Source organism: Rhodoferax sp. WC2427, from assembly GCF_040822085.1.
GTDB lineage: Bacteria > Pseudomonadota > Gammaproteobacteria > Burkholderiales > Burkholderiaceae_C > Rhodoferax_B.
In genome coordinates this window covers 1,518,107-1,543,788 of record NZ_CP162006.1, presented here as the reverse complement: position 1 = coordinate 1,543,788, position 25,682 = coordinate 1,518,107, and the positions used below count along the sequence as shown (strand labels likewise).

The following is a 25,682-nucleotide window of genomic DNA, read 5'->3' as shown; positions in this document are numbered from 1 at the left end:
ATGCCAAATATTAAAAATAGGTCTATCACATGAAATCTTCTTTGCACTCCAAAGTCAAAAATGGAGTACTTTGGTCTGCCATTCAACATTGGAGCATGCGGTTAAGCGGTCTTTTTCTTTTTATTTTTATGGCGCGTTTATTGACGCCAACCCAACTAGGTCTATACGCAGCAGCAACGGTTGTTTTGGCTTTCATTGGGATGCTAAGTGAGCAAGGACTCACCGAGGCCGTCGTACAAACAAGCGAAATATCATCCAAACAACTCAATTGTGTTTTTTGGCTAAACGTAGGTCTTTCTATCGTAATGGTAGTTACACTTTGGTTTGCATCCCCCTTAATCGCAGCTTGGTTAAAATTACCGGAACTGATTGACATACTTAGAGTATCCTCTATCGGCATCCCAATCACAGCGACAACATTTGGCCAAGTTGCAATGTGCAAACGAGAATTTAAATATAAATTTCTCGCGCAAGTTTCATTATTTTCAACATTGATGGCCGGCATCATCTCGTTAGTTATGGCATTAAATGGTTTTGGGGTTTGGAGTTTGGTAGCACAAAGCTTGATTTTTGTGATTGTCATGACCCTTTTATTATATAGAAAACCACAATGGCACCTTACGAAAGGATTAGATTTCAATGGAACCAAATCTTTAATGACTTATGGTGGCCATAAGTTACTCTCTAATATTCTAGAGTTTGCAAACACACGATATGTAGAAATATTTTTAGCTGCAAGTGTGGGCCCCGTTGGTTTGGCGATCTATACAGTCGGATCGCGGGTGCATCAGGCTCTTATGCAAACTTTGAGTTCTGCCATTCTCGATGTGGCACACAATGGATTTTCAAGAATCGCTCACGATCGCACCGCATTGATTAACGCATATTATAAAAGCGTAACACTGACAGCGACCCTTGCAGTTCCCATATTTTGCCTAGTCGGGGCGGCAGCTCCAGAATTTGCAGTTACTTTATTTGGGGGAAAATGGGCCGGAAGTGCTGAAGTAATGCGATTTATGTCAACACTTGGTGTAATTCAAGTAATTCAATTTTACAACGTGACCCTCTATAATTCAATGGGTTTTCCGAAAATAGGAATGCTACTGGTTGCAGCGAAGTTGTTTTTCACTTTAATAGGATTTTGGTTTACTAGAAATTCTGGACTTACCAGTATTTTGATTGCGTTTACATTTTGTCAACTACTAATAACACCAATAAATTTCTACCTTGCACGTCGCATTGTCGGCATTTCCTTAAGAAAATTATCATCAGAAATTTGGCCCTTCTTTGCATCAAGTTTCTGCATGATGGCATTGGTACTATTAACATCTAATTTGATGGATAACATATCAATAAATATGATAATAAAATCAACTATTTTAACAAGCGTAGGCCTTATATCATACGTATTAATATCCAATACACTCAAACCATTGGCGTTAAAAAATATTCTGGACAAGATCCGGAAACAATAAAATTTCAACAATATAAAACATGCTTAAAAAAATCTTTCATCGCACATATCAAAATCTCCGCGAATGGAACAATGTGAGATCAATGCTCAACGAGCATAATTCTCTTATAATAAAATCAAAAAATATAAAGTTTTCCAACGATTTAAAAAAACTATTGATTTTGCCTTGCGACCCATGGAGTCTCGATGGATCAAAAGGGGATGAAGCGATGATTCAAGGCATGGTCGAGAACCTGCGCCATGCAAATAATAATTTAAAAATCGCAATAATCGTTGCTACACCTGAAGCTAGAACCAGGGCTCATAAACTTGGTTTCGAAGCCATTTCAGCTTGGAATTGCAAATTAACTGAAGCCATATCATTAATTAAAGAATTTTCACCAGATGCAATGTTTGTATTAGGTGCAGACGTAATGGATGGCTACTATAGCCCCAGAACAACCGCTCGCTTGTTGTTATTGGCAAACTTAGTTGCAAATCGAGGAACACGAGTCGCGTTTACTGGCTACAGTTTCAATGCAAATCCTAGCCCATTGCTAAAAAGAGTTTTTTCTTCCATTTCATCTGCCGTATCACTCAATGCTCGTGATCCAATTTCACTCAAACGGTTCAAAGTATTTAGCACTGCAACTATAGATTTAGTTGCCGATGCTGCATTTTTACTTACCCCCGACGTAACGACACCCAAAGTAAAAGAGATTGCGGATTGGGCGGATCAACGTCGCGCTGCAGGGGATATTGTTTTGGGATTTAACCTTCACCCGACACTTATCCGAAATCCAACCGAACAAGATGCACGGAATCTTATTCAGAGCGCCATCACCGCAATTGCATCGGTATCAAAAGCGCAGGCGGTGTCTTTTTTGTTAATTTCCCATGACTACCGGACTCGGGACAATGATGACAAATGCCTTAAGCCTATCGCGGACAATTTAAGCGGAGAATTAGGTGTAAAGTTACTATACCCAACAGATCGTTTCTCTGCTGCAGAGCTCAAGGCGATCGCAGGCACCACGGATGGCGTTGTGTCAGGTCGCATGCACTTAGCAATTGCCACGCTGGGCATGCAAAAACCCATAGCTGCAATCACATACCAAGATAAATTTCAAGGTCTTCTTCAGCATTTTGATTACCCAAAGGAGTTTTTACTCCCTGCATCGGAAGCATTAGAGGCAAAAAATCTTCAAGAATTAATTGAGAATTTTTTGAATCAAATAAAACCATTGACTCAAATAGTCATACGTAACTTGCCCACCGTAAAAATATTATCAAAAAAGAATGTTGATAAATTACTAGGAAATTAATACCACCTCAGTTCAGCGGCGATTTAATATCAATCCATATATTTTTCCCCGCCCTACGTCCGGCAGCCAATAACAGCATGGCCCCCACCAGCCACACCGTAGAAGGCTCCGGTACCTCCGAAGCAGACACCAACGACCACACCGCATAGGTGTAACCTGTGATATCGGTGGTATCGCCAAAGGGCCGGTTGGTCACTAGGACCTCAATCGCATCTGGCATTTGCGACGCTGCATCAAAATTCAGCGCTATGGCAAACGATAGAAAGCCCTCTGGCGTGAACGGATACGGCGTAAACACCTGGCAGAACTGGGCATCGCCGCAGCCGTTGGTCAGGGCAGGGTTGGAGGCAAACTGGCCCTGTGCCGTATCGATGAACACCCCGGCCAGCAGGGCTTGGCTGGCGGCCACTGCATCGTGTCGGGTTTGGAACGGAAAGTCTGCGTAGGCATCGCACCCGCTGAACAGCGATGCGCAGGTCCCGTCCTGGAACTGCACGTTGTATTGCACGCCGTTGACCGCCACGCCCATGGCCCCCATGAGCTGGCCAGCGTCGATGTGCAAAACAGGGGCCGCATGGGCGTTGACCGCCATACAAGCCGCGACCAAAAAACCACGTAGATGTTTCAACATGCTTTGCTCCAGGTGTAAGGGAGATAAGGCGAAGGCAGCGCAGGCTTTGGCACGGTGGCGCGCCGTGCCGCGCCGATGCGCTGTGACTATGCGAAGTACGGCCCTGTGTGACCGGCCATTCAGCCTTCATACGGCGTCGGGGGCAAGCAGTGCGGCATTGTCTGTCGTCCGCCATCCACTGAATGAAATTATGTTAGAGATATGCCTCCAGCGCTTATTCAATAAGCGTGAAAAGCTACTTTTTAGATAGCAAATGTAAGCATGCTAAGGTGATTGAAAAATGAGCATCTGGTGCCACTGGAACGGGCTTTCTGCCCCAAGCCGTGCGCTTGGCTCCCCGCAGGCAATCTCCTGAAATCCTCAGGATGCACTTATATAGAAAATAAGGCCTCCGTGCTTGCGGTTAGGGCGTGAGCAGCTACTTTTTATATAGCGAGTGATTGTGCGCCAGGGGGGGGCTGACCCAGCCCTCCCTCCCTTGTGCGCAGGTTCAGGGCATCAAGCGTTACGGTCTTTGCGCCATAGCGTTGTGACGGCGGCATCCACTACCGACTGAAAGCGTTCTTCCGTGAGTATGGTGGTAATGCGCGTGTAACCACGGCGTGCGATGTCGCTGGCCTGCTGGGGGGCGCGCAACATGTCGATACAGTGCTGTGCCAGGCCTTGTGCGTCACTGGCCACCAGTACATCGCTGCCCTCTGTGAACTAGGGGCGGTGGCCCTCGACCACCAAAGGGGTCGCAATCACCATGCGGCCATAGAGGTAAGGCTCCAGCGCCTTGATGTTGGTGCCCGCACCCGAGCGCATGGGCACCACGCAGGCGGTAGCCTGGGCGTAGGCGTCGGCCAGCGAGTCCACAAAGCCCAGTGTTTCGACCTGGGGCGCACTGCGCCAGCGGGCCAGGCGGCTTTCTTCACCGCTGCCCACAATTAGGAACCGGGCCTGCGGCACCTGCCGCAACACCAGCGGCCAGATGGCCTGGAGAAACCAGTCCACCGCATCGTGGTTGGGCATGTAGTCCAGCAGGCCCACAAACATGAGCGCGGGGGCCTTAGGGGGCACAAAGTCGGGCGGGCCAGCGCGATAGGCCGGGGGCGGCAGGTTAGGCAGCACCGAACCTGGCAGGCCCGCAAACACATTGCGCTCGGCATCGCGGCAATAAAAGTAGTGGGCTTGGCGCCAGGCCGTGGCCTTCAGGCGGATGCGCACAATGACGCGGTCATTCAGCAAGCGTAAGCCCACACCCACCCAGCTTTTCAGGCCGCTCAGGGCGCGCCATGGCGGCTCGTAAACTGCGTCATCAAAGTCCACCAGCAAGGGCACACCGGGCGGCAAGGCCAGCTTCAGGGCGGGTTTAACGTAGCGATTCACCAGCAGGTCGTACCCCGCCAGATCCACATGCTGGGCCACTTGCTGGGTAACGTAGCCCGAGGTCAGATCAAAGCGGGGCCGACCCAACAGGCCCTGCTGCGCTATTTTCAGGTCCATCACCTTGATGCCCTGCCATTCGGTGGTGGTCAAGGGGTTGCCCTCGACGGGGCCATCTACAAAGCTCAGCGCCAGCACCTCCACCGAGCCATGCCGCTCAAGGCGTCGATCAGAAACCGCGAGCGCTTGGCCGAACCCCACTTTTGCAAAGGCGAGATGTAGGTGAGCAGCAGGATGGCGCGGGGTGGAGTCCCTTGGGCGGGCTGGTGGGCGGTCAAAACATCAAGCCTTCGCTACTTCAGCCGACACTGGCGCGAGGCCGAGGCGCGCGATGGCAATAGGCAGGTCTACCAGCGGTGCGTCTTGCACGTGCAGTTCCCACACGGTGCTGCCGTCTGCGTGTTTGTCCACCAGGGTGAAGCCGAGTTTGGCGTAGTGGTCTTCGACCAGCTTATTTTTCTCGGTGGGCAGGTAGCGGCCTATGAGGCGTTGAATGCCCTGCGCGCGGGCCTGGGTGATGAGTTCTTGCAGCACGGCGGTTTCGGCCTTGCGGCCCAGTACGCGGCAGCTCATGAGCCAGGTGTCGATGTCCCAGTCGGCCTGCTGGCGGCGGCAGATCAGCACGCTGATCATGCCGTTGTCGCCAAAGGCATCGGCCAGTCGCACTTGCAGGGTAAAGGCGTTGGGGTCTTGCTGCGCGGCGGCCACGTCGGCTTCGGTGTAGCGGCGGGTGGTGAGGTTGAACTGGTTGGATTTGTTGATGAGCTGGGCGATGCGGGCGCGGCCGGTGTCGTCAAACGGTTGCAGGGTCATCTGCATGTTGAGCGACACCAGGTAGGCATCGACGTCGCCTGCCTGCTTTTGCAGGGTGACGCGGCGGGCGTTGTCCTGGTAGAACTCGGCGCGTTTGCGGTCTTCACCCGAGAAGGCGATGGCCTCAAAGTAGCCCGCGGCCAGCAGCGTGCGGGCGTATAGCGCGGCGTTGTCGGGCAGCTCGGGCACGGCCACCTGGGGCAGCATTTTGCGCACCAGGCCGCGCTCTACGGGGTTGTCGTCCAGGAACACCATGGCGTCCAAGCCCAAAGACAGTTCTTCAGCGATGGCTTTGATGTTGGTGGCCTTGTCGTTCCAGTTGGCCTGGAAGACGGCGATGTGGTCTTCGCGCAGCAGCATTTCGGGGTGCTTCTGGAAGGGCTGGCGGGCGATGTTGTCGGTGTTTTTGGACGATACCGCCAGCACCACGCCACGGTCGCGCAGAGCCAAGGCGGTGCGCTGCACGTGCAGGTGCGCCTCGCCGGTGGCATCGCCCTGGCCGATGACGATGCCGTCCAGGCCGTCGTCGCCAATCACGCCGCCCCAGACGGTGTTGTCCAGGTCCAGGATCAGGCACTTGCGGCTTTTGCCGCGCAAGGCGGCCACCAGGCGGCAAACATGGTCGGCATACAGCGGCAAGAATTCGCTGGAAAAGGGCATTTTGGCCATGTTCCACAGCGTGGCGTCGTGCCAGTCGGCCAGACCCACGGTTTCGGCCAGGTGGGCTACGTCGAGCAGCAGGTCTTCGGTACCTGCCACGCTTTGGGCGATGCCGCGGTTCACCTCGTCGATCAGCTGGCGCGGAGTACCGGGCAGCACCATGTCAAAGCTGCCAAACGATGACTCTACCGGGCGCGGCAGGGTTTGCAGGATGCAGATGGCCTTGCTATTGGCGCGCAGGCCGTTGCGGATCATGGCCATGTGGCCCAGGGCGGCTTGCACGGCGTTTTGGGCAGCCTGGGTATCACCCAGCGCGGCATTCAGGGGCAGGCCCCGGTAGTCCACGGCCACCAGTACGGCATCGCATTGGGCTTGGTTGATGGTGGAGTCGGGCGACAAGGCTTCTTGCATGACCTGGTCGAAGTCGGCTTCGATGCATTCCAGCGCGATGCCGTGGCGGGCGGCGGTAGCCACCAGCGCGGGCACGATGAAGTGCGAGGTGGCGTTGCTCAAGATACCGATGCGAAACGGCACCAGCGGCGCCATGGACAGGCCACCGTCACGGGCCTTTTGGACCACTTTGGCCAGGCGGTTCAGTTGGTTTTCGTCCAGCGCGTGGTTGGCCAGGTGCTGCAGGCGCAAGCCGAGGTGGGCAGGTTCGGCCAGCAGTTGGCGGCACTGGGTGGAAAAGTCTTCTGGTGCAGCTTGCAGCCAGCCCAGCTGGGAATAAAGTTGGTTGCTCATGCGCCAATGGCCTCCTCAACAATGAGCGACGCCACCTGTGCAGGCGTCTGGAATGGTGCTTTCTCGCGCTGGGTGGCCAGAAAGCGTTCGTCAAATGCGTCGAGCATGGGGGTTTCTGTGTAGCCGGGCTTCACAGCCCGCACCCGCAGCCAAGCATAGTCTGCGGCCAGCATGGCCAGCATGCCCGCCATGCCGTGCTTGGCAATGACGTAAGCACCCATGCCAGATGAAGCACCCTCTATGCCGTTTGTGCCGTTACCCATGGCCTGGGTCAACACGCCCACAACGGCACCCTTTTTGTGCTTGCGAAAGCAACGGCGAACAAGTTCGGCCAACAGGCGCTGTGGGCCCAGCACATTGACTTGCCACTGCTGCTGCATTTCGTCGGCACTGATCTTGCCAAAGGGTAAGAGCGAAAGCGGGGGGGAGCCTGCCAGCACCACGCCTGCCAGCTCCGGCAGGGTTTCCAGTTGGGCAACTGCCGCCTGGATGGAGGCGTCACTTGACAAGTCCAGCGCCAGAGCCTGGCCGCCACAGCGCTGTGCCACGACTTGGGCTGCGGCAGCGTTACGGTGGTAGCCCACCAAGGGCGTGTAGCCGTGGGCGGCGAGCGAATCGCAGACGGCAGCGCCTATGCCGCCAGAACCACCCGAAACCAGAAACCACTTCTGTGCATCTATCTTATGTGCGTCCAACGATGACCTCCGCCCTGCCCTTGGCCAGCACTTTGCCAGCCGCACGCACGGTTAATTTCAAAACGACCATGCCGGTGGAGTCCGAGACTTCTTCGACAATGCCCTCGGCCTGTGCAGGCTGGTCCACATAGAGGGGTTTGCGAAACTCCAGCGCCACGCTGGCCCAGACGCTGTTGCGTCCTGGCAGTTGCATACCTATGAGCTGCGACACCTTGGCCACCATCAGGGCCCCATACACCACTGCACCTTCAAAGCCTTTGCCACGCGCAAACTCGGCATCGGTGTGCAGGGGGTTGTAGTCGCCCGACAACTCGGCAAACTGCTGCATTTGCGGGGCGCTGATGGTGAAATCGACCACGGCCCGCAGGCCCTCGGTCAGCTCCCCCAATGGCAGAGCCAGCGCCTGTGGCTGGCGGGTCATTGCGCCTTGGATTGGATCAAAGCTACAAATTCACCGACGTTCTTGAGGCGGCCCACTTCGGCGGCCGAGAACTTCAGGCCGAATTTTTTCTCGATGGCTAAAACCAGCCGAATGTGGGCCAGGCTGTCCCATTCGTCGACATCATCGGCGGTGAGCTCGGGCGTGACTTTGATGCTTTCATCGTCGAACACATCGTGAAAAATAGCGGTGAGCTTTGCGTAAATTGATTCGAGTTCCATGGCAGCCTTCTGTTAAATCGGTTGTTGCATTGTCTCAGGGAGTCGGGGTATTCAATACTGTGGCCAGGCGCTGCGCCCAGGCTGGGGTGGCCCGTGGCTTGGGGTGCACCTCGTCGCTGAAGTCGGCATCGGCGGTTGCGTCATCCATTTTCAGCACCTTGACTGCCGCATGGGCCTGCAATTTGGCAAGCAGCGGGTCCACCCTGCGGCGGTAATCGGCCCACAGCGGAGAGCCTTGCTCGTGCCACTGGGGGATGGCCATGTCTACCAGCACCACCCGCCCGCCATCGGCCAGGATGCCGTTGACCATGGCCTCCATCACCTGAAAGGGCGGGTCCGTCAAGGTGTCGGTATCGCCCATATACCCTCTCCAAAAATCAAAATACTTGTGCTGCTGCTCTGCACTCAAGACGGTGGCATTGCGCTGGGCATCCGTGAGACCAGGGGAACGGCCAGACAGAAATGCGCGCAGTGCGCCGGTCAGGTCGCGGGCAGCGCGGTCGAGCACCAGGTACGGATGTATGAGCGTTGTACCAATATCTAGGTATTGGGGTGGCAGTACCGCCTGGGGGCCAGCCTCGGTGCGGCGGTAAAAGCCGTAGCGGTAACGCTCGATGTCGATGTCGGTGTCGCCGCCATGCCGGTCCGGGGTGAACCAGCGGGCGCGGTCTTCGGCAAAAACGCCGTACCACAGGCCAATCACCCAGGTGTTGTGGCGACGTACATCGGGGGTTTGCACTTCGCGGACCAGGTCGACGATCTGGTTGATCTGCGTGATGTTGGAGCCGCCTACCGACAGGTTGTGCACCTGCATGCCCGGCACCAGGGCCTGCACCTGGGCCTGCTTGAAGCCGACCAGCATATTGGAAGCGCCCACCAAAATGGCCTTGTCGTCCAGAGAATTAAGCTGGGATCGCGCCATGAATACATACTTGGGTTCGGTCAAAAACAGCGACGACCCGGCGCTGCCGGCGTTGAGCCGTTGGCCCAGATCAGAACGCGGCACCCACAGCAGACACACCACAAGCAGCAGGCCGTACAAGGCGATCAACGCGCTAAGCAGCAGCCCTATTTGCTTAAAAATCAACTTCATCAAAACGCCCGGTAAACAAATTCTGGAGCCTTGTGGAAGAACGAGGCCACTGTCGCAATTAATAGTATTTGCAGTGCCAGCACCACGTTGCGCGCGAGCACACCGCTGGAAGCTTGGGTCCAGCGCATCCGCAACGGCGCAATGCGCCCCATCAGCATGTCCCACACATAAAACATGCCACCGGCCAGGACTGCCAGCACCAGATAGCTCACCAGGCAGCCCACTACGCCCAGACGCTGAAGCAAGGCCAGAAGCTGTGGCATATCAACCCACAGGCAGGTTAGCGCCAGCGCAAAGTAGGCCAGCGTGAGCCCGCGCGAAAAGTAGATCGACAACGCTTTTTCTGCCAGGGCCTTGTAGGCCTTCTTGCCCAGGCGTTTAACAATCATCACTTGCCAAAGCTTGTTGATGCTGGCACCAGCCCCCATCAGCAAGCCGTAAACCACAAACACCGAGGTGGTGCCGTGCCACACACCCATGATCAAAAAGGTTACAAAAAACGCCACCACGCCGAGATACGGGCCGGCTTTGGGCGAAGTGAATCGTGTCGCCAACACCGTTAGCAAGGGGTTGAAAACATAGGTTTTGAACCAGTCCGACAAGGTCATGTGCCAACGCGACCAGAAGTCGAGAAAGCTGCGCGCCAAAAACGGCCGGTTGAAGTTTTCGGGCAGTTGCATGCCCATCAGTTCTCCGACACCAATCACGATGTCCATGTAGCCCGCGAAATTGGAGTACAGATAGACCGTGTAGCACACGGCTGCACCCACAAACAGTGCGCAAAACATGGGCCACGCCGGGGCTGCCGCAGTGTCGAGTACGCGCTCAGATAGGCTGTCGAACAGGTATTTGAAGATGGCCGACACCACGCCGACTTTTACAAAACCCAAAATGACCCGGGCAAAGGCCTGGAACACCCGGGCTTCGTCCAGTACCAAGGCCTGGTCCTTGAATCGCATGTAGTCCTGGTACCGCTGGATAGGCCCCGCCACAAAGGTGAGGAAATTGCAGGTGTAATTCAAAAAATTCAGCAGCGAAATCGGGCGCGCCAGCTCGCCCTGCTTGGCGTCGACCATGAGGTGCAAGACCCGAAACAGTACATAAGACAAGCCAATGATCAGATAGGGAAAAGGCAGCAACCATGAAGCATCCAGAAAACCGAACTTCTTCAGATAGATGAATGCTGTGACGGCAACGGCCAGGCCACACCACAGGCTGGGCGCAGAACGGCTGCGCCGCACCACCTCAATCATCCCGTAGCACACCAGCAAAAATGCCGCCAGAGGTAGGAGCTGGATGGCGCTATCGATGTAGTACCAGATGAAAACGCCATTGGCACCCAGCAAAACCGTGCTGCGAACAACGGGTTGGTTCGTCGCATTAAAAAGCAGCACGACGGCTGCGACAAAAGCAATAAAGGTCAGGGAAGTAAATGCCACGGATGCGATTCAGCCTAGATTGAACTGTTTTAGTACCGGCAATAGCGCGTCACGCACATGCTGGTAACCCAGGGGAGAGATGTGCAACTTGTCTGCACCAAAGTATTCGGCGTGGGGTGAGCCGTCCGGGTCGACCAGCAAGGCATGCAAGTCTAGTACCACCACATTCTTGCGGCCTTGGGCGACGGACGCGATGAGCTTGTTGAGTTCGACTACCTGGCGTGGGTCTACCGGAGACTGTGGATGGTTACGTGGCGGTACCGTACACAGCACGACAGGGACGCCGGGCATTTGCTTCTCGGCTTTATCAAGTATGTCGGTGAGGTTGCTACGGCTTAGCTGCACATCCTGCAATGCACTCAGGTCGTTAGACCCGGTCAACAGCACGATGGCTTTGGGGTGCAGGTCCAGCACATCTTCCTGGAAGCGAAACAGCAAACCGCGCGTGGTTTCGCTGCCAATGCCCCGGTTCGCCACCGTTAGACCGGGCAGGTCTTTGGCCAAAGTGCTCCAGCCCCCCACCAGCGAGTCGCCCGCAAACACCACACTGCCCTGCTTGCGCGCACGCTCTTGCCAGAAGGCCTTGCGGTTGTCGTTCATCCAGCCAAAAACGCGTATGGCGCCCTTGCCTGGCCAGTCCTTGAAGTCTTTGGGGAAAGGGGTGGGACCGTCTTGCACCGGGGTGGCTGCTGGCGCTACGGCGCCAGCGCTTTGGGCCACCGCCACGCCGCAAGAGGCCACGGCGGCGGCGCACAGCAGCAGCGAAGGTAAGAGTTTAGACATTGGGTAGGTTCACCATGGAAACAGACAAAACAAGCTCCGGATGTGATCTATTTTTGAAACGCATTATTACCGCAGCTTTGGGTTGAGGGTTACTCCCAAGGCACCACGGCATAGTCGGTGTTAGGAAATCTTCGTAAATAATTGCATCAAACCCATTGCTGCAACGCAACATAAGCTATCATTTGGCGAACAAAGACACTTTCGGGAGCCCCTCGAAGAGGTTTTTCCAAAGGATTACGTCATGAAAAAATGGGTCATATTTGCCACGCTATCGGCCATCGCTGGCGCAGCCAGCGCAGTGCTGCCCTACATGTCTGACTTGGCTGAGGGTGCCAGCCTGCTGACCGAAGCCTCTGCTGAAACCCAGTCCACGCTGGCGATGATGCTGGCCGCCCTGGCCATGATGGTCACGATCGTGGTGCGTCGCTCGGGCAAATAAGCCCGCGGCAATGGCTTCAGGCCAGCAGTAGCTAGCCACCCGCTTTAAACGGCTTAGCCGTTTTGCCAGAGCCCCGCGCCAAGCTCTAGACCAAGCAAAAATGCCTTCAAACAATCGAATTTCTTACGATTGTCGCAATAAACCAACAGAACTTCTTTCGGTAAGCCGCCGCCAGGCATTGGTCCGGCTGCACCGCATGCATTGGGCTAAGCAGGCAGCCGCTCAACATCCTGGTCCCGCACCGCCCGAAGCTGTTTGGGGCTGACCCGGTCTGGGGCGATCTCGGCCAAGGGGCGCAGCACAAAGGCGCGCTGCCACATGCGGGGATGCGGCACCACCAGGGTCGGGCTGTCGATCTGGCCGTGGCCATACAACAAAATATCCAAGTCCAAAGTGCGTGGCGCGTTGCGGTAGGGGCGCTTGCGGCCTGCTGAACGCTCTACATTTTGTAGCTGCTCCAGCAGATGCGGCGCGCACAGAGTGGTTAAAACTTCTACAACGGCGTTGACGTAGTCGGGCCCGTCCGAGTCGATGGGCGTGGTGAGGTACAGCGCCGATCGGCGCACCACTTCGGTGCCCGGCAAGGCATGGATGCTGTCCATGGCCTTGCGCACGGTGCTGGCGGCATCGCCCAGGTTGGCACCCATGGCGATGTAGGCGGTGACGGGGGTAAGGTGCAACTCAGGCATCGGAGCCTGGCGCGGCACCACCACCACTACCAACACCACCGCTGGGCTTGCGGCGGCGGCGGCGTTTTTTAGGCGCGGCATCGGGGTCGGCCTGGGGTGCCAGATCTACAGACGCCGTGGCACTGACCACGGGCACCACACGCGGCACGCGCACCGGCTTTTGGCGGCGGGTCTGCTCTTCGCGGGCCTGGGCCAGCAGGTCTTCGCGTTGGTCGTCGCTGCCGGTGGTGAATTCTTGCCACCAGTCGGCGATGAGCTGGTCCACTTCTCCGGCATCGGCGCGCAGGCGCATGAAGTCAAAGGCGGCGCGGAAGCGCGGCTGGTCGATCATGCCGTAGGGGCCGCTGCCCACGCGCTTCTCGAAGCGGGGTTGCATCAGCCAGGTTTCGCGCATGTCGCCGGCCAGGCGGCCCCGGCCCGATACGTCGCCAATGCGGGCATTGAACACGTCTTCCACGGCGTCTTGCAGGGCCGCAAACGAGGGCTGTTGCCCCGAGCGGGTGGCCCAGCCGTCGCGCACGTCGGCCCACAGCACGCAGGCCAGCAGGAAGCTGGGCGCGACGGGCTTGCCCTCGCCCACCCGGCGGTCGGTGTCTTGCAGGGCGGCCAGCACAAAGGGCTGGTCGGCGCGCTCCACCACCACATCCAGCAGCGGGTAGATGCCGGTGGCCATGCCGAGCTTGCGCAGCTGGGCGATGGTGGCCACAGCGTGGCCGGTTTGCAGCAGCTTGAGCATTTCGTCGAACAGGCGGCTTTGCGGCACGTCGGCCAGCAGCTTTTGCGAATGCACCAGCGGAGCGGCGGTCTTGGGCTCCAGGGTAAAGCCCAAGGGCCCGAGCTTGGCGGCAAAACGCACGGCGCGGATGATGCGCACCGGGTCTTCGCGGTAGCGGGTAGCGGGGTCGCCGATCATGCGGATGGTGTGGTTTTTGCTGTCCTTCAGGCCGCCGTGGTAGTCCACCACGATCTGGCTTTTGGGGTCGTAGTACATGGCGTTGATGGTGAAGTCGCGGCGGACCGCGTCTTCTTCCTGCGGGCCCCAGACGTTGTCGCGCAGGACGCGGCCACTGGCATCGACCGCGTGCTTCATGTTGGCCAGCTCGCTCTTGCTGGTGCGCTCGTTGCCCGCGACCTGCTCGGCGGCGGCATTGTCCATGTAGGCGCGGAAGGTGGAGACTTCGATGACTTCGTTTTCGCGGCCCCGGCCATAGACCACGTGGACGATGCGAAAGCGCCGCCCGATGATGAAGGCGCGGCGAAACAGGCCCTTGACCTGCTCGGGCGTGGCGTTGGTGGCCACGTCGAAGTCTTTGGGGCGCAGGCCGACCAGCAGGTCGCGCACGGCACCGCCGACGATGTAGGCTTCAAACCCCGCTTGCTGCAGGGTGCTGACCACGTTGAGGGCGCGCTCGTCGACCAGGTTGGGGTTAATGCCGTGCTCGGATACGGGGATTTCGACGCGCTTGCCAAACTTGGGCATTTTGGCGGCGGCAGGCTTTTTGCCGAGAATTTTGTCGATGAATGTCTTGATCATGGTTGCTCTGTAAACAAGTCCAGTATGCGCCATCCGCGCTGGCTGGCGATGGCGCGCAGGCGCTCGTCGGGATTGGTGGCGATGGGGTGCTGCACTTTTTCGAGCAGAGCCAGGTCGTTGATGGAATCGGAGTAGAAGGTGGCCTCCACGTCTTGCCACCCCAGGCCCCGTGCAGCCAGCCAGTCTTCGACGCGGGTGATCTTGCCTTCGCGGAAGGACGGCACGCCCTGGATCTGGCCGGTGATCCAGCCGTCGGCACCGTGCTCCAGGTCGACCGCAATGAGTTCGGCCACGCCCAAAGCATCGGCAATGGGGCGGGTGACAAAGGCGTTGGTGGCAGTGACGATGACCACCTGGTCGCCGGCATCCTGGTGCTTTTTGAGCAGATCGCGGGCTACCGGCTGTATGGCCGGGAGGATGGTAGTGCGCATGAAATCAGCGTGAGCAGCTATCGATTTTGCAGCACCGTGCTTGCGCGCGGCCTCGGTGGCAAACAGCACGTATTCCACAATATCGAGCGTGCCGGCCTTGTAGTGGGCATAAAAGTAGTCGTTGCGTTGCTTGAACACCTGCGCGTCGGTCCAGCCGATGGCGGTGGTGAACTCGCCCCAGGCGTAGTCCGAGTCCAGGGGCAGCAGGGTGTGGTCCAGGTCAAACAGGGCCAGTTTCATGGGTGCTTCTTTCAAATTGTCTCCAGCATGGATTTAACCAGGGGGATGGTGATGGCGCGCTGGGTTTGCAGGGCGTAGCGGTCCAGGTGCTCCAGCAGCTGCATCAGGCTGCCCAGGTCGCGGCTGAAGCGGCGCAGCAGGTAGTCCACCACCTCGGCGCTCAAGTGCACGCCACGGGCCTGTGCCTCCTGTGCCAACACGGTGCGCAGCTCGGCTTCGCTGAGCAGTTGCAGGGCAAACACGTTGCCACCGCCCAGGCGGGTGCGCAGGTCTTCGCGCAGCTGCAGATCGGCCGGGGGCACGTCGCCCGCGCCCAGCACCCAGCAGCTGCAGGTTTGCGCGTTGACAAACCATTTGAAGGCCATGTGCTGCTGCGCCGGGTTGTACAGGTGCACGTCGTCCAGCAACACAGCGGCCCAGGTGTCGTCGAATTCGGGCGGCTCGTAGACGCTGGGGTCCATCCAGCCGACGCGGGCGGCCTGCACCCGGTAGGCCTCACGCACAGCGCGCAGCATATGGGTTTTGCCGGTGGCGGGCCCGCCCCAGAGATAGGTTTGCAGCGGGCGGCCGGTATCGACCACGGCCTGCTGCACGTGCTGCAAGGCAGCCGCGTTGGGGCCGCCAAAAAAGTTGGCCAGCGAGGGGCTGGTGCCCAGGCCGATATCCAAGACCAGTTGCTGCATACGGGGCTAACCTTGGTACAGCCGGCTGGCCAGATAACTGCCGCGGATGCGGCGTATGGCCACCAGCAGCACGGCACTGGCGGGCAAGGCCACCAAAATGCCGACAAAGCCAAACACCTGGCCAAACGCCAGCAGGGCAAATATCACCGCCAGCGGGTGCAGGCCGATGCGCTCGCCCACCAGCCGTGGCGTGAGAAACAGGCTCTCCACGAACTGGCCCACGCCGTACACCACGGCCACCATCACCACCGCCTTGACGGACGCAAACTGCAGCACCCCGGCCAGCGCGGCCAGCACCAGGCCCACGCCGAAGCCCAGGTAGGGCACAAACATGGCCAGCCCGGTGAACAGGCCGATCGGCAGGCCCAGGTCCAGCCCAAACAGCGACAGGCCGATGGCGTAAAACGCCGCCATGATCAGCATCACCAGCAGCTGGCCGCGCAGGTACTGGCCCAGCACCAGGTCGGCCTCGTCCATGAAGCTGTCAAATCCGGGGCGCAGGCGGGTGGGCACCAAGGACACCAGTTGGAGGATGAAGCGGTCCCAGTCCATCAGCAGGTAAAACAGCGCCACCGGAATCAGTACCAGGTTGCCCAGCACCGCCATGGCCACGCTGCCGCCCAGCTGCACCGACGACAACAAGGAGCCCAGCGCCACATCGACGTTGGCGTTGAGGTACTTGAGCACAAAGGCCTTGATGCTGACCGGGTCCAGCGCCACCTTGACGCCCAGCTGGGCCAGCAGCGGCTTCAGCCAGGTGGTCAGGCCCTCCAGCAGCAGCGGCAACTGCTCGCGCATCAACGGTGCTTCCTTGAACAGAATGGGCACGATGAGCAGCACGATGGCCAGCAGCACCACAATGAACAGCAGTTCCACCAAGGCCACGGCCAGCACGCGCGGCACGCGGCCCCGGCACAGGCTGTCGAGCCGGTCCACCAGGGGCGTGAGCATGTAGGCCAGCACGGCTGCCACCACAAACGGGGTCAGCACCGGCCCCAGCAGCCACAGGGCCAGCACGGCCACGACCGCGATCGAGAACCAGGCCAGGGCACGCCGTTGGGTAGAGGTGAATTGCATCAGGTGGAGGGCGTGGGGACCAGGGTGGAACAGAAATGGACATTCGGGCAGATTCGGCAGCATGCCGCCTGCCCTTAAAATCCGTGCAAATTGTAGAGGGCTACGCGGACAAATCCCGCCGGCCCTGATATCTGGGCTTTGTTAAAGCCCTTCACCTCCAAATTCACCCCGTGTGAACGCCCTGACCATGACCACTTCCCACACCGCCCCCCTCTCCTACAAAGACGCAGGGGTCGATATCGACGCAGGCGACGCGCTGGTCGAGCGCATCAAACCCCTGGCCAAAAAGACCATGCGCGAAGGCGTGCTGGCGGGCATTGGCGGCTTTGGCGCGCTGTTTGAAGTGCCCAAGCGCTACAAGGAGCCGGTGCTGGTGAGCGGCACCGACGGCGTGGGCACCAAGCTGCGCCTGGCGTTTGAGTGGAACATGCACGATACCGTGGGCATCGACCTGGTGGCCATGAGCGTCAATGACGTGCTGGTGCAGGGTGCCGAGCCGCTGTTTTTCCTGGACTACTTTGCCTGTGGCAAGCTGGACGTGGACACCGCCGCCGCCGTGGTGGGCGGCATCGCCAAGGGCTGCGAACTGAGCGGCTGTGCGCTGATTGGCGGCGAAACCGCCGAAATGCCCGGCATGTACCCGGCGGGCGAGTACGACCTGGCCGGTTTTGCCGTGGGCGCGGTCGAAAAATCCAAGATCTTGACGGGCCGCGACATCCAGCCCGGCGACGTGGTGCTGGGCCTGGCCAGCAGCGGCGTCCATTCCAATGGCTTCAGCCTGGTGCGCAAGTGCATCGAACGCGCAGGCGATGCCGCCCCCGCCACGCTGGACGGCAAGCCCTTCAAGCAGGCCCTGATGGAGCCCACCCGCCTGTACGTGAAGAACGTACTGGCCGCGCTGGCCGAACACCCCATCAAGGCCCTGGCCCACATCACCGGCGGCGGCCTGCTGGAAAACATCCCGCGCGTGCTGCCTGAAGGCACCGCGGCGCACCTGGTCAAGGGCAGCTGGCCCCAGACCGAGCTGTTCGCCTGGCTGCAGCAAACCGCCGGTATCGACGACTTCGAGATGAACCGCACCTTCAACAACGGCATCGGCATGGTGGTGGTGGTGGACGCGGCGAACGCAGCCGCCACGGCAGCCACCCTGCGCACGCTGGGCGAGGCCGTTTTCGAGATCGGTGTGATCGGCGCGCGCGGCGAAGGGGCTGCCGTCGTGGTGGCGTAAATTTATAAAAAATAGGCCTCTTGCGCTTATTCCATCAGCGCAAGCAGCTATTTAAACTGTAGCAACCCGAAAGCTGCCATGTCCGCACTCACCGAAGACCAGGCCCGCAGTTACATGCACAAGCTGCTGGCGGCGATGCACCAGGCGGGTGGCTCGGACCTGTTCATCGCCAGCGACTTCGCGCCCAGCATGAAGGCGCACGGCGAGATGAAACCGCTGTCGGCCCAAAAGCTCAGCGGCGACGTGACCCGCATGCTGGCCCAGGCGCTGATGAATGAGCGGCAAAACGCCGAGTTCGCCAAGGAAATGGAGTGCAACTTCGCCATGGCGCTGCCGGGCGTGGCGCGGTTCCGGGTGAATGTGTTTGTGCAGCAGCAAAACGTCAGCATGGTGATCCGCACCATCGCGGCCGAGATCCCCAGCTTCGCCACCCTGGCGCTGCCGCCGGTGCTGAAGGAAGTCATCATGCACAAGCGCGGGCTGGTGCTGGTGGTGGGCGGCACGGGGTCGGGCAAATCGACCTCGCTGGCGGCCATGATCGACCACCGCAACAGCAGCTCGGGCGGCCACATCATCACCGTAGAAGACCCGGTGGAGTACGTGCACACCTCGAAGATGTCGCTGGTGAGCCACCGCGAGGTGGGGGTGGACACGCATTCCTGGCACCACGCGCTGAAAAACACCCTGCGCCAGGCCCCGGACGTGATTCTGATCGGCGAAATCCGCGATCCGCAGACCATGGAGCATGCGATCGCCTTTGCCGAAACCGGCCACCTGTGCCTGGCCACACTGCACGCCAACAGCGCCAACCAGGCGCTGGACCGCATCATCAACTTCTTCCCCGAAGAGCGGCGCAACCAGCTGCTGATGGATTTGTCGGCCAATCTGCGGGCCATCGTGTCGCAGCGGCTGGTGCGCACCGAAGACGGCAAGGGCCGCCGCGCCGCGGTCGAGATTTTGCTCAATACGCCGCTGGTGGCGGACCGGATCTTCAAGGGCCAGTTTGGCGACCTCAAGGCGCTGATGGAGAAGTCGCGCGAGCTGGGCATGCGCACCTTCGACTGGGCCCTGTTCGAGCTGTACAACGACGGCCACATCTCCTACGAGGAGGCGCTGCGCAACGCCGACTCCACCAACGAGCTGCGCCTGAACATGAAGCTCAAGAGCGCCCGGGGCGAGCCCGCCAGCGCGGGCGGTACGGAGCTGACCTTTGACAAAGCGCTGTCAGCCGAAGAGCTGGAAGCCCTGCGCGCCGAAGAACTGCTCAAACAGCAGCAAAAACGCCGCCAGCTGGAAGACGAGCAGTTGGCCCGGCTGCGGCAGGCAAAAGGTTAGTCCGTTTCGGCGAGGACGGTGGCCAAGACCTTGTCGATGCGCTTGCCGTCCAGGTCCACCACTTCAAACACCCAACCCGCGCACTCGATGCGCTCGGCGGTGGACAGCATGCGGCCCGAAACCGACATCAGCAGGCCTGCCACGGTGTTGTAGCGGCCCCGGTCTTCTTCCGGCAGGTCTTTGATGTCCAGCCGCGATTTGAGCTCGTTGACCGGCATCAGCCCGTCCAGCAGCCAGGAACCGTCTTCGCGCTGGGTGGCCCAGGCATCGGCCTGCGCGCCGGGCTGCAGCTCGCCGGTGATGGCCTCCAGCAGGTCGCGCGGGGTCATCAGGCCCTGCACCACGCCGTATTCGTCCACCACAAACACCATGCGGCCCGACTTGGCGCGGAACTGCTCCAGCAGCTCCATGCCGCTCAGGGTCTCAGGCAGGAACGCAGCAGGCAGCACATGGGGCTCCACGGGGCCAGGCAGATCGGCGCCCAGCTCCAGCAGGCGGCCCACGCTGATCACCCCGACCACATCGTCCAGCGAGCCCCGGCATACCGGGTACCAGGAGTGCGAACCCTTGTTGTCCGTGCTGCTGGCCCTTTGCAGGCACTGCGCCACGGTGTGCGAGGCATCCAGCCACTCCATATCGGTGCGCGGCACCATCAGCGAGGTCAGGGGGCGTTCGTCCAGCCGGAACACGTTTTGCACCATCTGGTGCTCGTGCTGCTCGATCACGCCCGCATCCACGCCCTCCTCCAGGCTGGCCACGATTTCTTCCTCGGTGACGGCCCGTCCCGCTGCGTTGTCGATGCGCAGCAGCTTGAGCACCGCATGGGTGCTGACCGACAGCAGGCGCACAAAGGGTTTGGCCCCGGTGGCCACGTAGGTCATGGGGCGCGACACATGCCGCGCCACGAGTTCGGGATACAACTGGCCGATGCGCTTGGGCACCAGCTCGCCAAACACGATGGTGAGGAAAGTAATGGCCGTGACCACCACGACCGTGGCGGTGACATCGGCAGCCCCTACGGCCACACCAAAGCTCTGAACCCAGGCCGACACGCCATCGCTGAAAGCGGCCTCGCCCAAAATACCGTTGACCATGCCGATCGAGGTGATGCCGACTTGCACCGAAGACAAAAACTGGGTCGGGTTTTCAAGCAGCACCAGGGCAGCTTGGGCCCCCTTGTCGCCCGACTCGGCCATGGCCGTCAACCGCGCCTTACGGCTGGACGCCAGTGCCAGTTCTGACATCGAAAACACGCCGTTGAGCAAGGTCAACAGCAAAATCAGCAATAAATCCATGAATCTTCAAAGAAAATGAACACATGGCACTTTACATGATTGGTGATTTGCAGGGCTGTGACAGCCCGCTGCAACGGCTTTTGGACCGACTGGACTTCTCACCCAGCCGCGACACGCTTTTTTTTCTGGGCGATCTGGTCAACCGCGGCCCATCGTCTCTGGAGGTGCTGCGCCGCCTGCAGGGCTACGGTGACGCCGCCCGCTGCCTGTTGGGCAACCACGACCTGCATTTACTGGCCGCCGCCCATGGCATACGGCCCACCCACCGCCATGACACGCTACAAGGCATCCTGCAGGCCCCAGACCGCGGCGCCTTGCTCGACTGGCTACGCCACCAGCGCATGGCCATGCGCGAGACGCTGGAGGGCCAGGACATCCTGATGGTGCACGCCGGCGTGCTGCCCGGCTGGAGCGCGGCCCAGACCATGGCGCTGGCGGGCGAAGTGGAAACGGTGCTGCGCGGGCCCAACCTGGCAGCGTTTCTGGGACAGATGTACGGCAATACCCCGGTGCAATGGAACGAAGCCCTGCAAGGGGCCGACCGCCTGCGGGTGATCGTGAACGCGCTGACACGGTTGCGCTTTTGCACCACCGACGGGGTCATGGAATTTGACAGCAAAGAAGGTGCAGGCGCACGCCCGGAGGGCTATCTGCCGTGGTTCGAGGTGCCGGGCCGAAAAACCGCCCATATGGCCGTGGCCTTCGGCCATTGGTCTACGCTGGGCTGGTTGGGCCGCAGCGACGTGCTGTCGCTGGACACCGGCTGTGTGTGGGGTGGTTCGCTGAGTGCGCTGAAGATCGGGGCCAGCCCCGCCGCCAACGAGCTCATCCAGGTGCGCTGCGAGCAGGCGCAGCGCCCGGGCAATTAACGCAAAACAAATTTCATGGGCTCGGGGTGCTCTGCACCCGAGCCCATGAAAGTCAGGCTGCTACCGGCTGGACAACGGCCTTGAACAAAGCCGCAACCTTGCGCTTGGGCTTGATGTTGGCGGAAATACCGCGTACGGTGGCGTGCTTGGCCGCCGCTTCCCAGGTGGGCGCGGCCGTGGCGGCAGGTGCCTCGTAGGGCTTGTCAAAGAACGGATCGCGTGGGGCGCTGTGGCGCTGCTGCTGGGGGCGCGCGCTATGTTGTGGGGGGCGCGGCGCATCAATCACATCGCGGGGATCGTCACCACCCCAGGCGCGACGGCCATCGTTGATACGGCCTTGCTCACGGATCTTGGGGGTGTCTTCTTCGAATTCCATGGGTTCGAGTTCGATCTTGGTCTTGATCAGCTTCTCGATATCGGCCACCAAGCGTGCATCGCTGCCCGCCACAAAGCTCACTGCCAGGCCGGATGCACCAGCACGGCCAGTGCGGCCAATACGGTGCACATAGTCTTCGGCGTTGAACGGCACGTCAAAGTTGAACACAGCGGGTACGTCCTTGATGTCCAGGCCGCGGGCGGCTACATCGGTACACACCAGCAGGTCCACTTCGCCTTTTTTGAAGGAGTCCAGGGCCTTCAGGCGCTCGTCCTGGCTTTTATCGCCGTGCAAAGCGGTGGTTTTCAGGCCTTCTTTTTCCAGCGAACGGGCCAGCCGGGCACAGCCCAGCTTGCTGTTCACAAACACAAAGGCCTGCTTCATGCCACGCGCCTTGAGCACCTGGTGCAGGGCACGGCGCTTGTCGTCGGCGTTGACGCTGTAGAAATGCTGCTCCACCGTGGAAGCGGTGGCATTGGAGCGGGCCACTTCGATCGTGACCGGGTCTTGCAGGTAGCTGCTGGCCAGGCGCTTGATTTCGGGCGAGAACGTGGCCGAAAACAGCAAGGTGGTGCGCTGCTTGGGCAGGTAGCTCAGAATGCGTTGCAGGTCGGGCAGGAAGCCGATGTCGAGCATGCGGTCGGCTTCGTCCAGCACCACGTACTCGACCTGGTTGAGCACCGCGTTTTTGGCTTCGATGTGGTCCAGCAGGCGGCCGGGGGTGGCGACGAGAATCTCGACGCCTTTTTTCAGCTCCAGCGTCTGCGGCTTCATGTCCATGCCGCCAAACACCACGGCGCTGCGCAGGTTGGTGTGCTTGGCATACGCCTTGACGGCCTGGGCCACCTGGTCGGCCAGCTCGCGCGTGGGCAACAGCACCAGGGCCCGCACCGGATGGCGGGCGGGCGAGGTAGAGGCGTTTTCATGCTTGAGCATGCGTTGCAGCAAAGGCAGCGAAAAGGCCGCCGTCTTGCCGGTGCCAGTCTGGGCGGCGCCCATGACATCGCGCCCTTGCAACACCACCGGAATGGCTTGCGCCTGGATGGGTGTCATGGCGGTGTAGCCCATGTCGGCCACGGCACGTGACAGGGGTTCTGCAAGCTGCAGCTGCGAGAAAGAATCCAGGGGGGTATCGCTCATCAATTCCGGAAGGGTTGTGGCTATTCAAACAATAGCAAATTGCACCCACGTGGCGTGGGTAAACCCCGATTATCTCTGAATTTGCAAAACCGGGTCTGAAACGACCGAGGGCCGATGGCGCAAACGCACCATCGGCCCCCGTTTCGGTACGCTGTCCGCTAGTGCTTGACGGACACCGCAGGCGTTGCCACAGCCGTCTCCAGGGCCGCAGGGGCCACTGCTACCGGCTCTTCATCCGGCAGAGGCTGGGGCATGCGCTCCAAGGCCACTTCCAGCACCTGGTCAATCCATTTCACAGGAATGATTTCCAGGCCGTTTTTGACATTTTCGGGAATGTCCTGCAGGTCCTTGGCGTTTTCTTCGGGAATCAGCACCGTCTTGATGCCACCACGCAACGCGGCCAGCAGCTTTTCTTTCAGGCCACCGATGGCCGTGACTTCGCCGCGCAGGGTGATTTCACCCGTCATGGCCACATCGCCACGCACCGGAATACCGGTCAGGGCCGACACAAAGGCCGTGGTCATGGCCGCGCCCGCGCTGGGGCCGTCCTTGGGCGTTGCGCCATCGGGCACGTGGATGTGGATGTCCTTCTTCTCGAACACTTCGTCCTTGATGCCCAGGCGCTTGGAACGGCTGCGCACCACGGTGCGGGCCGCTTCCACCGACTCTTTCATCACGTCGCCCAGCGAACCGGTACGGGTGATCACGCCCTTGCCGGGCATGATGGCCGCTTCGATGGTGAGCAAATCGCCACCGACTTCGGTCCAGGCCAAACCCACAACCTGGCCAATCTGGTTTTGCTGCTCGGCACGGCCGTAGCTGTACTTTTGCACCCCCAGGTAGTCGTTGAGGTTGTCGGCGGTTACCTTGACCTGCGGCTGCATTTCTTTCAGCAGCAAGCCCTTGACCACCTTGCGGCAGATCTTGGAGAGTTCACGTTCCAGCGACCGCACGCCCGCCTCCCGGGTGTAGTAGCGCACGATGTCGCGCACTGCTTCAAAGCTCACCAACAGCTCCGACTCGGCCAGGCCGTTGTTCTTCAACTGCTTGGGCAGCAGGTATTTGACGGCGATGTTGGTCTTTTCGTCTTCGGTGTAGCCCGACAGGCGGATCACTTCCATGCGGTCCAGCAGGGCCGAAGGAATGTTCATGGAGTTCGAGGTGGCGACAAACATCACGTCGCTCAGATCGAAGTCCACTTCCACGTAGTGGTCACCAAAAGTGTGGTTTTGCTCAGGGTCCAGCACTTCCAGCAGCGCGCTCGACGGGTCGCCACGGAAATCCGTGCCGAGTTTGTCAATTTCATCGAGCAAAAACAAAGGATTGCGCGTGCCGATCTTGCTCAGGCTTTGCAGCACCTTGCCCGGCAGCGCACCGATGTAGGTACGGCGGTGGCCGCGGATTTCGGCCTCGTCGCGCATGCCGCCCAGGGCCATGCGCACGTATTTGCGCCCGGTGGCCTTGGCAATCGACTGGCCCAGCGAGGTTTTACCCACGCCAGGAGGGCCCACCAGGCACAGGATGGGTGCCTTGACCTTGTCCACGCGCTGCTGCACCGCCAGATATTCCAGAATGCGGTCCTTGACCTTGTCCAGCCCGAAATGGTCTTCGTTGAGCACCCCCTCGGCGTGGCGCAGGTCGTGCTTGATCTTGGTCTTCTTGCTCCACGGCAAGCCGGTGAGCACGTCGATGTAATTGCGCACCACGGTGGCCTCGGCCGACATGGGCGACATCAATTTGAGCTTTTTGAGCTCGGCCTCGGCCTTTTTCAGGGCCTCTTTGGACATCTTGGCGAGCTTGATCTTTTTCTCGATCTCGTCGATGTCCGCGCCCTCTTCGCCTTCGCCCAGTTCTTTCTGGATGGCCTTGACCTGCTCGTTCAGGTAGAAGTCGCGCTGGTTCTTCTCCATCTGGCGTTTGACGCGGCCACGGATCTTCTTGTCGACATTCAGAATGTCGACTTCGCGTTCGAGCTGGCCGTAAAGATTTTCCAGGCGCTCGCGCACGTCGGACAGGTCCAGCACCACCTGCTTGCTGTCGAGCTTGAGCGGCAAATGGGCGGCGATGGTGTCGGCCAGGCGACCAGGGTCGTCAATGCTGGAGATCGAGGTCAGGATCTCGGGCGGGATCTTCTTGTTGAGTTTGACGTACTGGTCAAACTGCTGCATCACGGCGCGGCGCAGGGCCTCGATCTCGGTAGTCTTTTGCACCGGCGCGGGGGTCACCACCGGCGTGGTGTTGGCCGTGAAATGCGACTCACCGTCCTCGATGTGGTTGACGCGGGCCCGTTGCTGGCCTTCCACCAGCACCTTGACCGTGCCGTCGGGCAGCTTGAGCATCTGCAAAATGGTGGAGATGCAGCCGACGTCGAACATGTCGGACACCGAAGGCTCGTCCTTGGCGGCAGCCTTTTGGGCCACCAGCATGATGCGGCGGTCGGACTCCATCGCGGCTTCCAGTGCCTTGATGCTCTTGGGACGCCCCACAAACAGGGGAATCACCATATGGGGGAAGACCACCACGTCGCGCAGCGGCAACAGGGGCAGGTCGAGAGGTTCGGCAGGGAGTGGAGTGTGTCCGGACATGAAGATCCTTTGAGTAACCTGTTGAATATGGACTTCT

Annotated in this window: 24 protein-coding genes; 6 read left to right on the top strand and 18 right to left on the bottom strand. The window is 59.6% G+C overall.

Annotated elements, in window-relative coordinates; all coding sequences use genetic code 11:
• The first annotated feature begins 29 nt into the window (after window positions 1-29).
• Both AB3G31_RS07400 and AB3G31_RS07395 read left to right on the top strand, forming a co-directional pair.
• Window positions 30-1,475, top strand: coding sequence for a lipopolysaccharide biosynthesis protein (locus tag AB3G31_RS07400; RefSeq protein ID WP_367849547.1), 1,446 nt, complete (start codon window positions 30-32; stop codon window positions 1,473-1,475).
• A 19-nt stretch (window positions 1,476-1,494) separates the two neighbouring features.
• Window positions 1,495-2,778: a polysaccharide pyruvyl transferase family protein gene (locus AB3G31_RS07395; protein WP_367849546.1), complete on the top strand. Its 1,284-nt coding sequence runs from the start codon at window positions 1,495-1,497 to the stop codon at window positions 2,776-2,778.
• 7 nt (window positions 2,779-2,785) lie between these two features.
• Here the strand turns inward: AB3G31_RS07395 and AB3G31_RS07390 are convergent, their stop codons facing one another.
• From AB3G31_RS07390 to AB3G31_RS07345, 10 genes are all read right to left on the bottom strand, one after another.
• Window positions 2,786-3,370, bottom strand: a complete 585-nt coding sequence (locus tag AB3G31_RS07390; RefSeq protein WP_367849545.1) for a PEP-CTERM sorting domain-containing protein — start codon at window positions 3,368-3,370, stop codon at window positions 2,786-2,788.
• Window positions 3,371-3,907: 537 nt separating this feature from the next.
• On the bottom strand, window positions 3,908-4,090 hold the full coding sequence (locus tag AB3G31_RS07385) for a hypothetical protein (RefSeq protein WP_367849544.1): 183 nt from the start codon (window positions 4,088-4,090) through the stop codon (window positions 3,908-3,910).
• 24 nt (window positions 4,091-4,114) lie between these two features.
• The gene (locus tag AB3G31_RS07380) at window positions 4,115-4,930 is read right to left on the bottom strand and encodes a glycosyltransferase (protein WP_367849543.1); all 816 of its coding nucleotides are present in this window, start codon (window positions 4,928-4,930) and stop codon (window positions 4,115-4,117) included.
• Window positions 4,931-5,119: 189 nt separating this feature from the next.
• Window positions 5,120-7,054 carry an HAD-IIIC family phosphatase gene (locus tag AB3G31_RS07375; protein WP_367849542.1) on the bottom strand — a complete coding sequence of 645 codons (1,935 nt, stop codon included), beginning with the start codon at window positions 7,052-7,054 and terminating at the stop codon, window positions 5,120-5,122.
• On the bottom strand, window positions 7,051-7,749 hold the full coding sequence (locus AB3G31_RS07370; protein ID WP_367849541.1) for an SDR family NAD(P)-dependent oxidoreductase: 699 nt from the start codon (window positions 7,747-7,749) through the stop codon (window positions 7,051-7,053). The genes AB3G31_RS07375 and AB3G31_RS07370 overlap by 4 nt, the downstream gene beginning before the upstream one ends.
• Entirely contained in the window at window positions 7,736-8,170 is a 435-nt protein-coding gene (locus AB3G31_RS07365; protein ID WP_367849540.1) for a MaoC/PaaZ C-terminal domain-containing protein, read from the bottom strand. Before AB3G31_RS07365 ends, AB3G31_RS07370 begins: the two co-directional genes overlap by 14 nt.
• Window positions 8,167-8,409: an acyl carrier protein gene (locus AB3G31_RS07360; RefSeq protein WP_367849539.1), complete on the bottom strand. Its 243-nt coding sequence runs from the start codon at window positions 8,407-8,409 to the stop codon at window positions 8,167-8,169. The genes AB3G31_RS07365 and AB3G31_RS07360 overlap by 4 nt, the downstream gene beginning before the upstream one ends.
• Before the next feature lie 34 nt (window positions 8,410-8,443).
• On the bottom strand, window positions 8,444-9,502 hold the full coding sequence (locus AB3G31_RS07355; protein WP_367849537.1) for a hypothetical protein: 1,059 nt from the start codon (window positions 9,500-9,502) through the stop codon (window positions 8,444-8,446).
• Window positions 9,502-10,941, bottom strand: a complete 1,440-nt coding sequence (locus tag AB3G31_RS07350; protein WP_367849536.1) for an MBOAT family O-acyltransferase — start codon at window positions 10,939-10,941, stop codon at window positions 9,502-9,504. Before AB3G31_RS07350 ends, AB3G31_RS07355 begins: the two co-directional genes overlap by 1 nt.
• Before the next feature lie 9 nt (window positions 10,942-10,950).
• Entirely contained in the window at window positions 10,951-11,724 is a 774-nt protein-coding gene (locus AB3G31_RS07345) for a GDSL-type esterase/lipase family protein (RefSeq protein WP_367849535.1), read from the bottom strand.
• Between the two features lie 241 nt (window positions 11,725-11,965).
• Between AB3G31_RS07345 and AB3G31_RS07340 the strand changes: the two genes are divergently transcribed.
• On the top strand, window positions 11,966-12,163 hold the full coding sequence (locus tag AB3G31_RS07340; protein ID WP_367849534.1) for a hypothetical protein: 198 nt from the start codon (window positions 11,966-11,968) through the stop codon (window positions 12,161-12,163).
• Between the two features lie 206 nt (window positions 12,164-12,369).
• Here AB3G31_RS07340 and folK read toward each other — a convergent pair whose 3' ends face one another.
• Genes folK through AB3G31_RS07315 form a run of 5 tightly spaced genes read right to left on the bottom strand, consistent with a single transcriptional unit; the run spans window position 12,370 to window position 16,817 of the window.
• Window positions 12,370-12,933 (bottom strand): 2-amino-4-hydroxy-6-hydroxymethyldihydropteridine diphosphokinase, encoded by a 564-nt coding sequence (gene folK / locus AB3G31_RS07335; RefSeq protein ID WP_367849533.1) that lies wholly within the window; start codon window positions 12,931-12,933, stop codon window positions 12,370-12,372.
• A complete protein-coding gene (pcnB, locus tag AB3G31_RS07330) occupies window positions 12,845-14,386 on the bottom strand; it encodes a polynucleotide adenylyltransferase PcnB (protein WP_367849532.1) in 1,542 nt (513 codons plus the stop codon). Before pcnB ends, folK begins: the two co-directional genes overlap by 89 nt.
• Complete coding sequence (locus AB3G31_RS07325; protein ID WP_367849531.1) at window positions 14,383-15,057, bottom strand: HAD family hydrolase; 675 nt, start codon at window positions 15,055-15,057, stop codon at window positions 14,383-14,385. Before AB3G31_RS07325 ends, pcnB begins: the two co-directional genes overlap by 4 nt.
• 11 nt (window positions 15,058-15,068) lie before the next feature.
• Entirely contained in the window at window positions 15,069-15,740 is a 672-nt protein-coding gene (gene hda, locus AB3G31_RS07320) for a DnaA regulatory inactivator Hda (RefSeq protein WP_367849530.1), read from the bottom strand.
• A gap of 6 nt (window positions 15,741-15,746) precedes the next feature.
• Window positions 15,747-16,817, bottom strand: a complete 1,071-nt coding sequence (locus AB3G31_RS07315; RefSeq protein ID WP_367849529.1) for an AI-2E family transporter — start codon at window positions 16,815-16,817, stop codon at window positions 15,747-15,749.
• Window positions 16,818-17,004: 187 nt separating this feature from the next.
• Here AB3G31_RS07315 and purM point away from each other — a divergent pair, with 187 nt between their 5' ends.
• Entirely contained in the window at window positions 17,005-18,045 is a 1,041-nt protein-coding gene (gene purM, locus AB3G31_RS07310; protein WP_367849528.1) for a phosphoribosylformylglycinamidine cyclo-ligase, read from the top strand.
• Window positions 18,046-18,123: 78 nt separating this feature from the next.
• Window positions 18,124-19,380, top strand: coding sequence for a PilT/PilU family type 4a pilus ATPase (locus tag AB3G31_RS07305; RefSeq protein ID WP_367849527.1), 1,257 nt, complete (start codon window positions 18,124-18,126; stop codon window positions 19,378-19,380).
• Here AB3G31_RS07305 and AB3G31_RS07300 read toward each other — a convergent pair.
• Entirely contained in the window at window positions 19,377-20,675 is a 1,299-nt protein-coding gene (locus AB3G31_RS07300) for a hemolysin family protein (protein WP_367849526.1), read from the bottom strand. The two genes, AB3G31_RS07305 and AB3G31_RS07300, sit on opposite strands and share 4 nt — an antisense overlap.
• A gap of 23 nt (window positions 20,676-20,698) precedes the next feature.
• Between AB3G31_RS07300 and AB3G31_RS07295 the strand changes: the two genes are divergently transcribed.
• Window positions 20,699-21,544: a symmetrical bis(5'-nucleosyl)-tetraphosphatase gene (locus AB3G31_RS07295; RefSeq protein ID WP_367849525.1), complete on the top strand. Its 846-nt coding sequence runs from the start codon at window positions 20,699-20,701 to the stop codon at window positions 21,542-21,544.
• A gap of 52 nt (window positions 21,545-21,596) precedes the next feature.
• Here the strand turns inward: AB3G31_RS07295 and AB3G31_RS07290 are convergent, their stop codons facing one another.
• Entirely contained in the window at window positions 21,597-23,060 is a 1,464-nt protein-coding gene (locus AB3G31_RS07290; RefSeq protein ID WP_367849524.1) for a DEAD/DEAH box helicase, read from the bottom strand.
• A 158-nt stretch (window positions 23,061-23,218) separates the two neighbouring features.
• Window positions 23,219-25,645 carry an endopeptidase La gene (gene lon, locus AB3G31_RS07285; RefSeq protein ID WP_367849523.1) on the bottom strand — a complete coding sequence of 809 codons (2,427 nt, stop codon included), beginning with the start codon at window positions 25,643-25,645 and terminating at the stop codon, window positions 23,219-23,221.
• Window positions 25,646-25,682 lie beyond the last annotated feature (37 nt).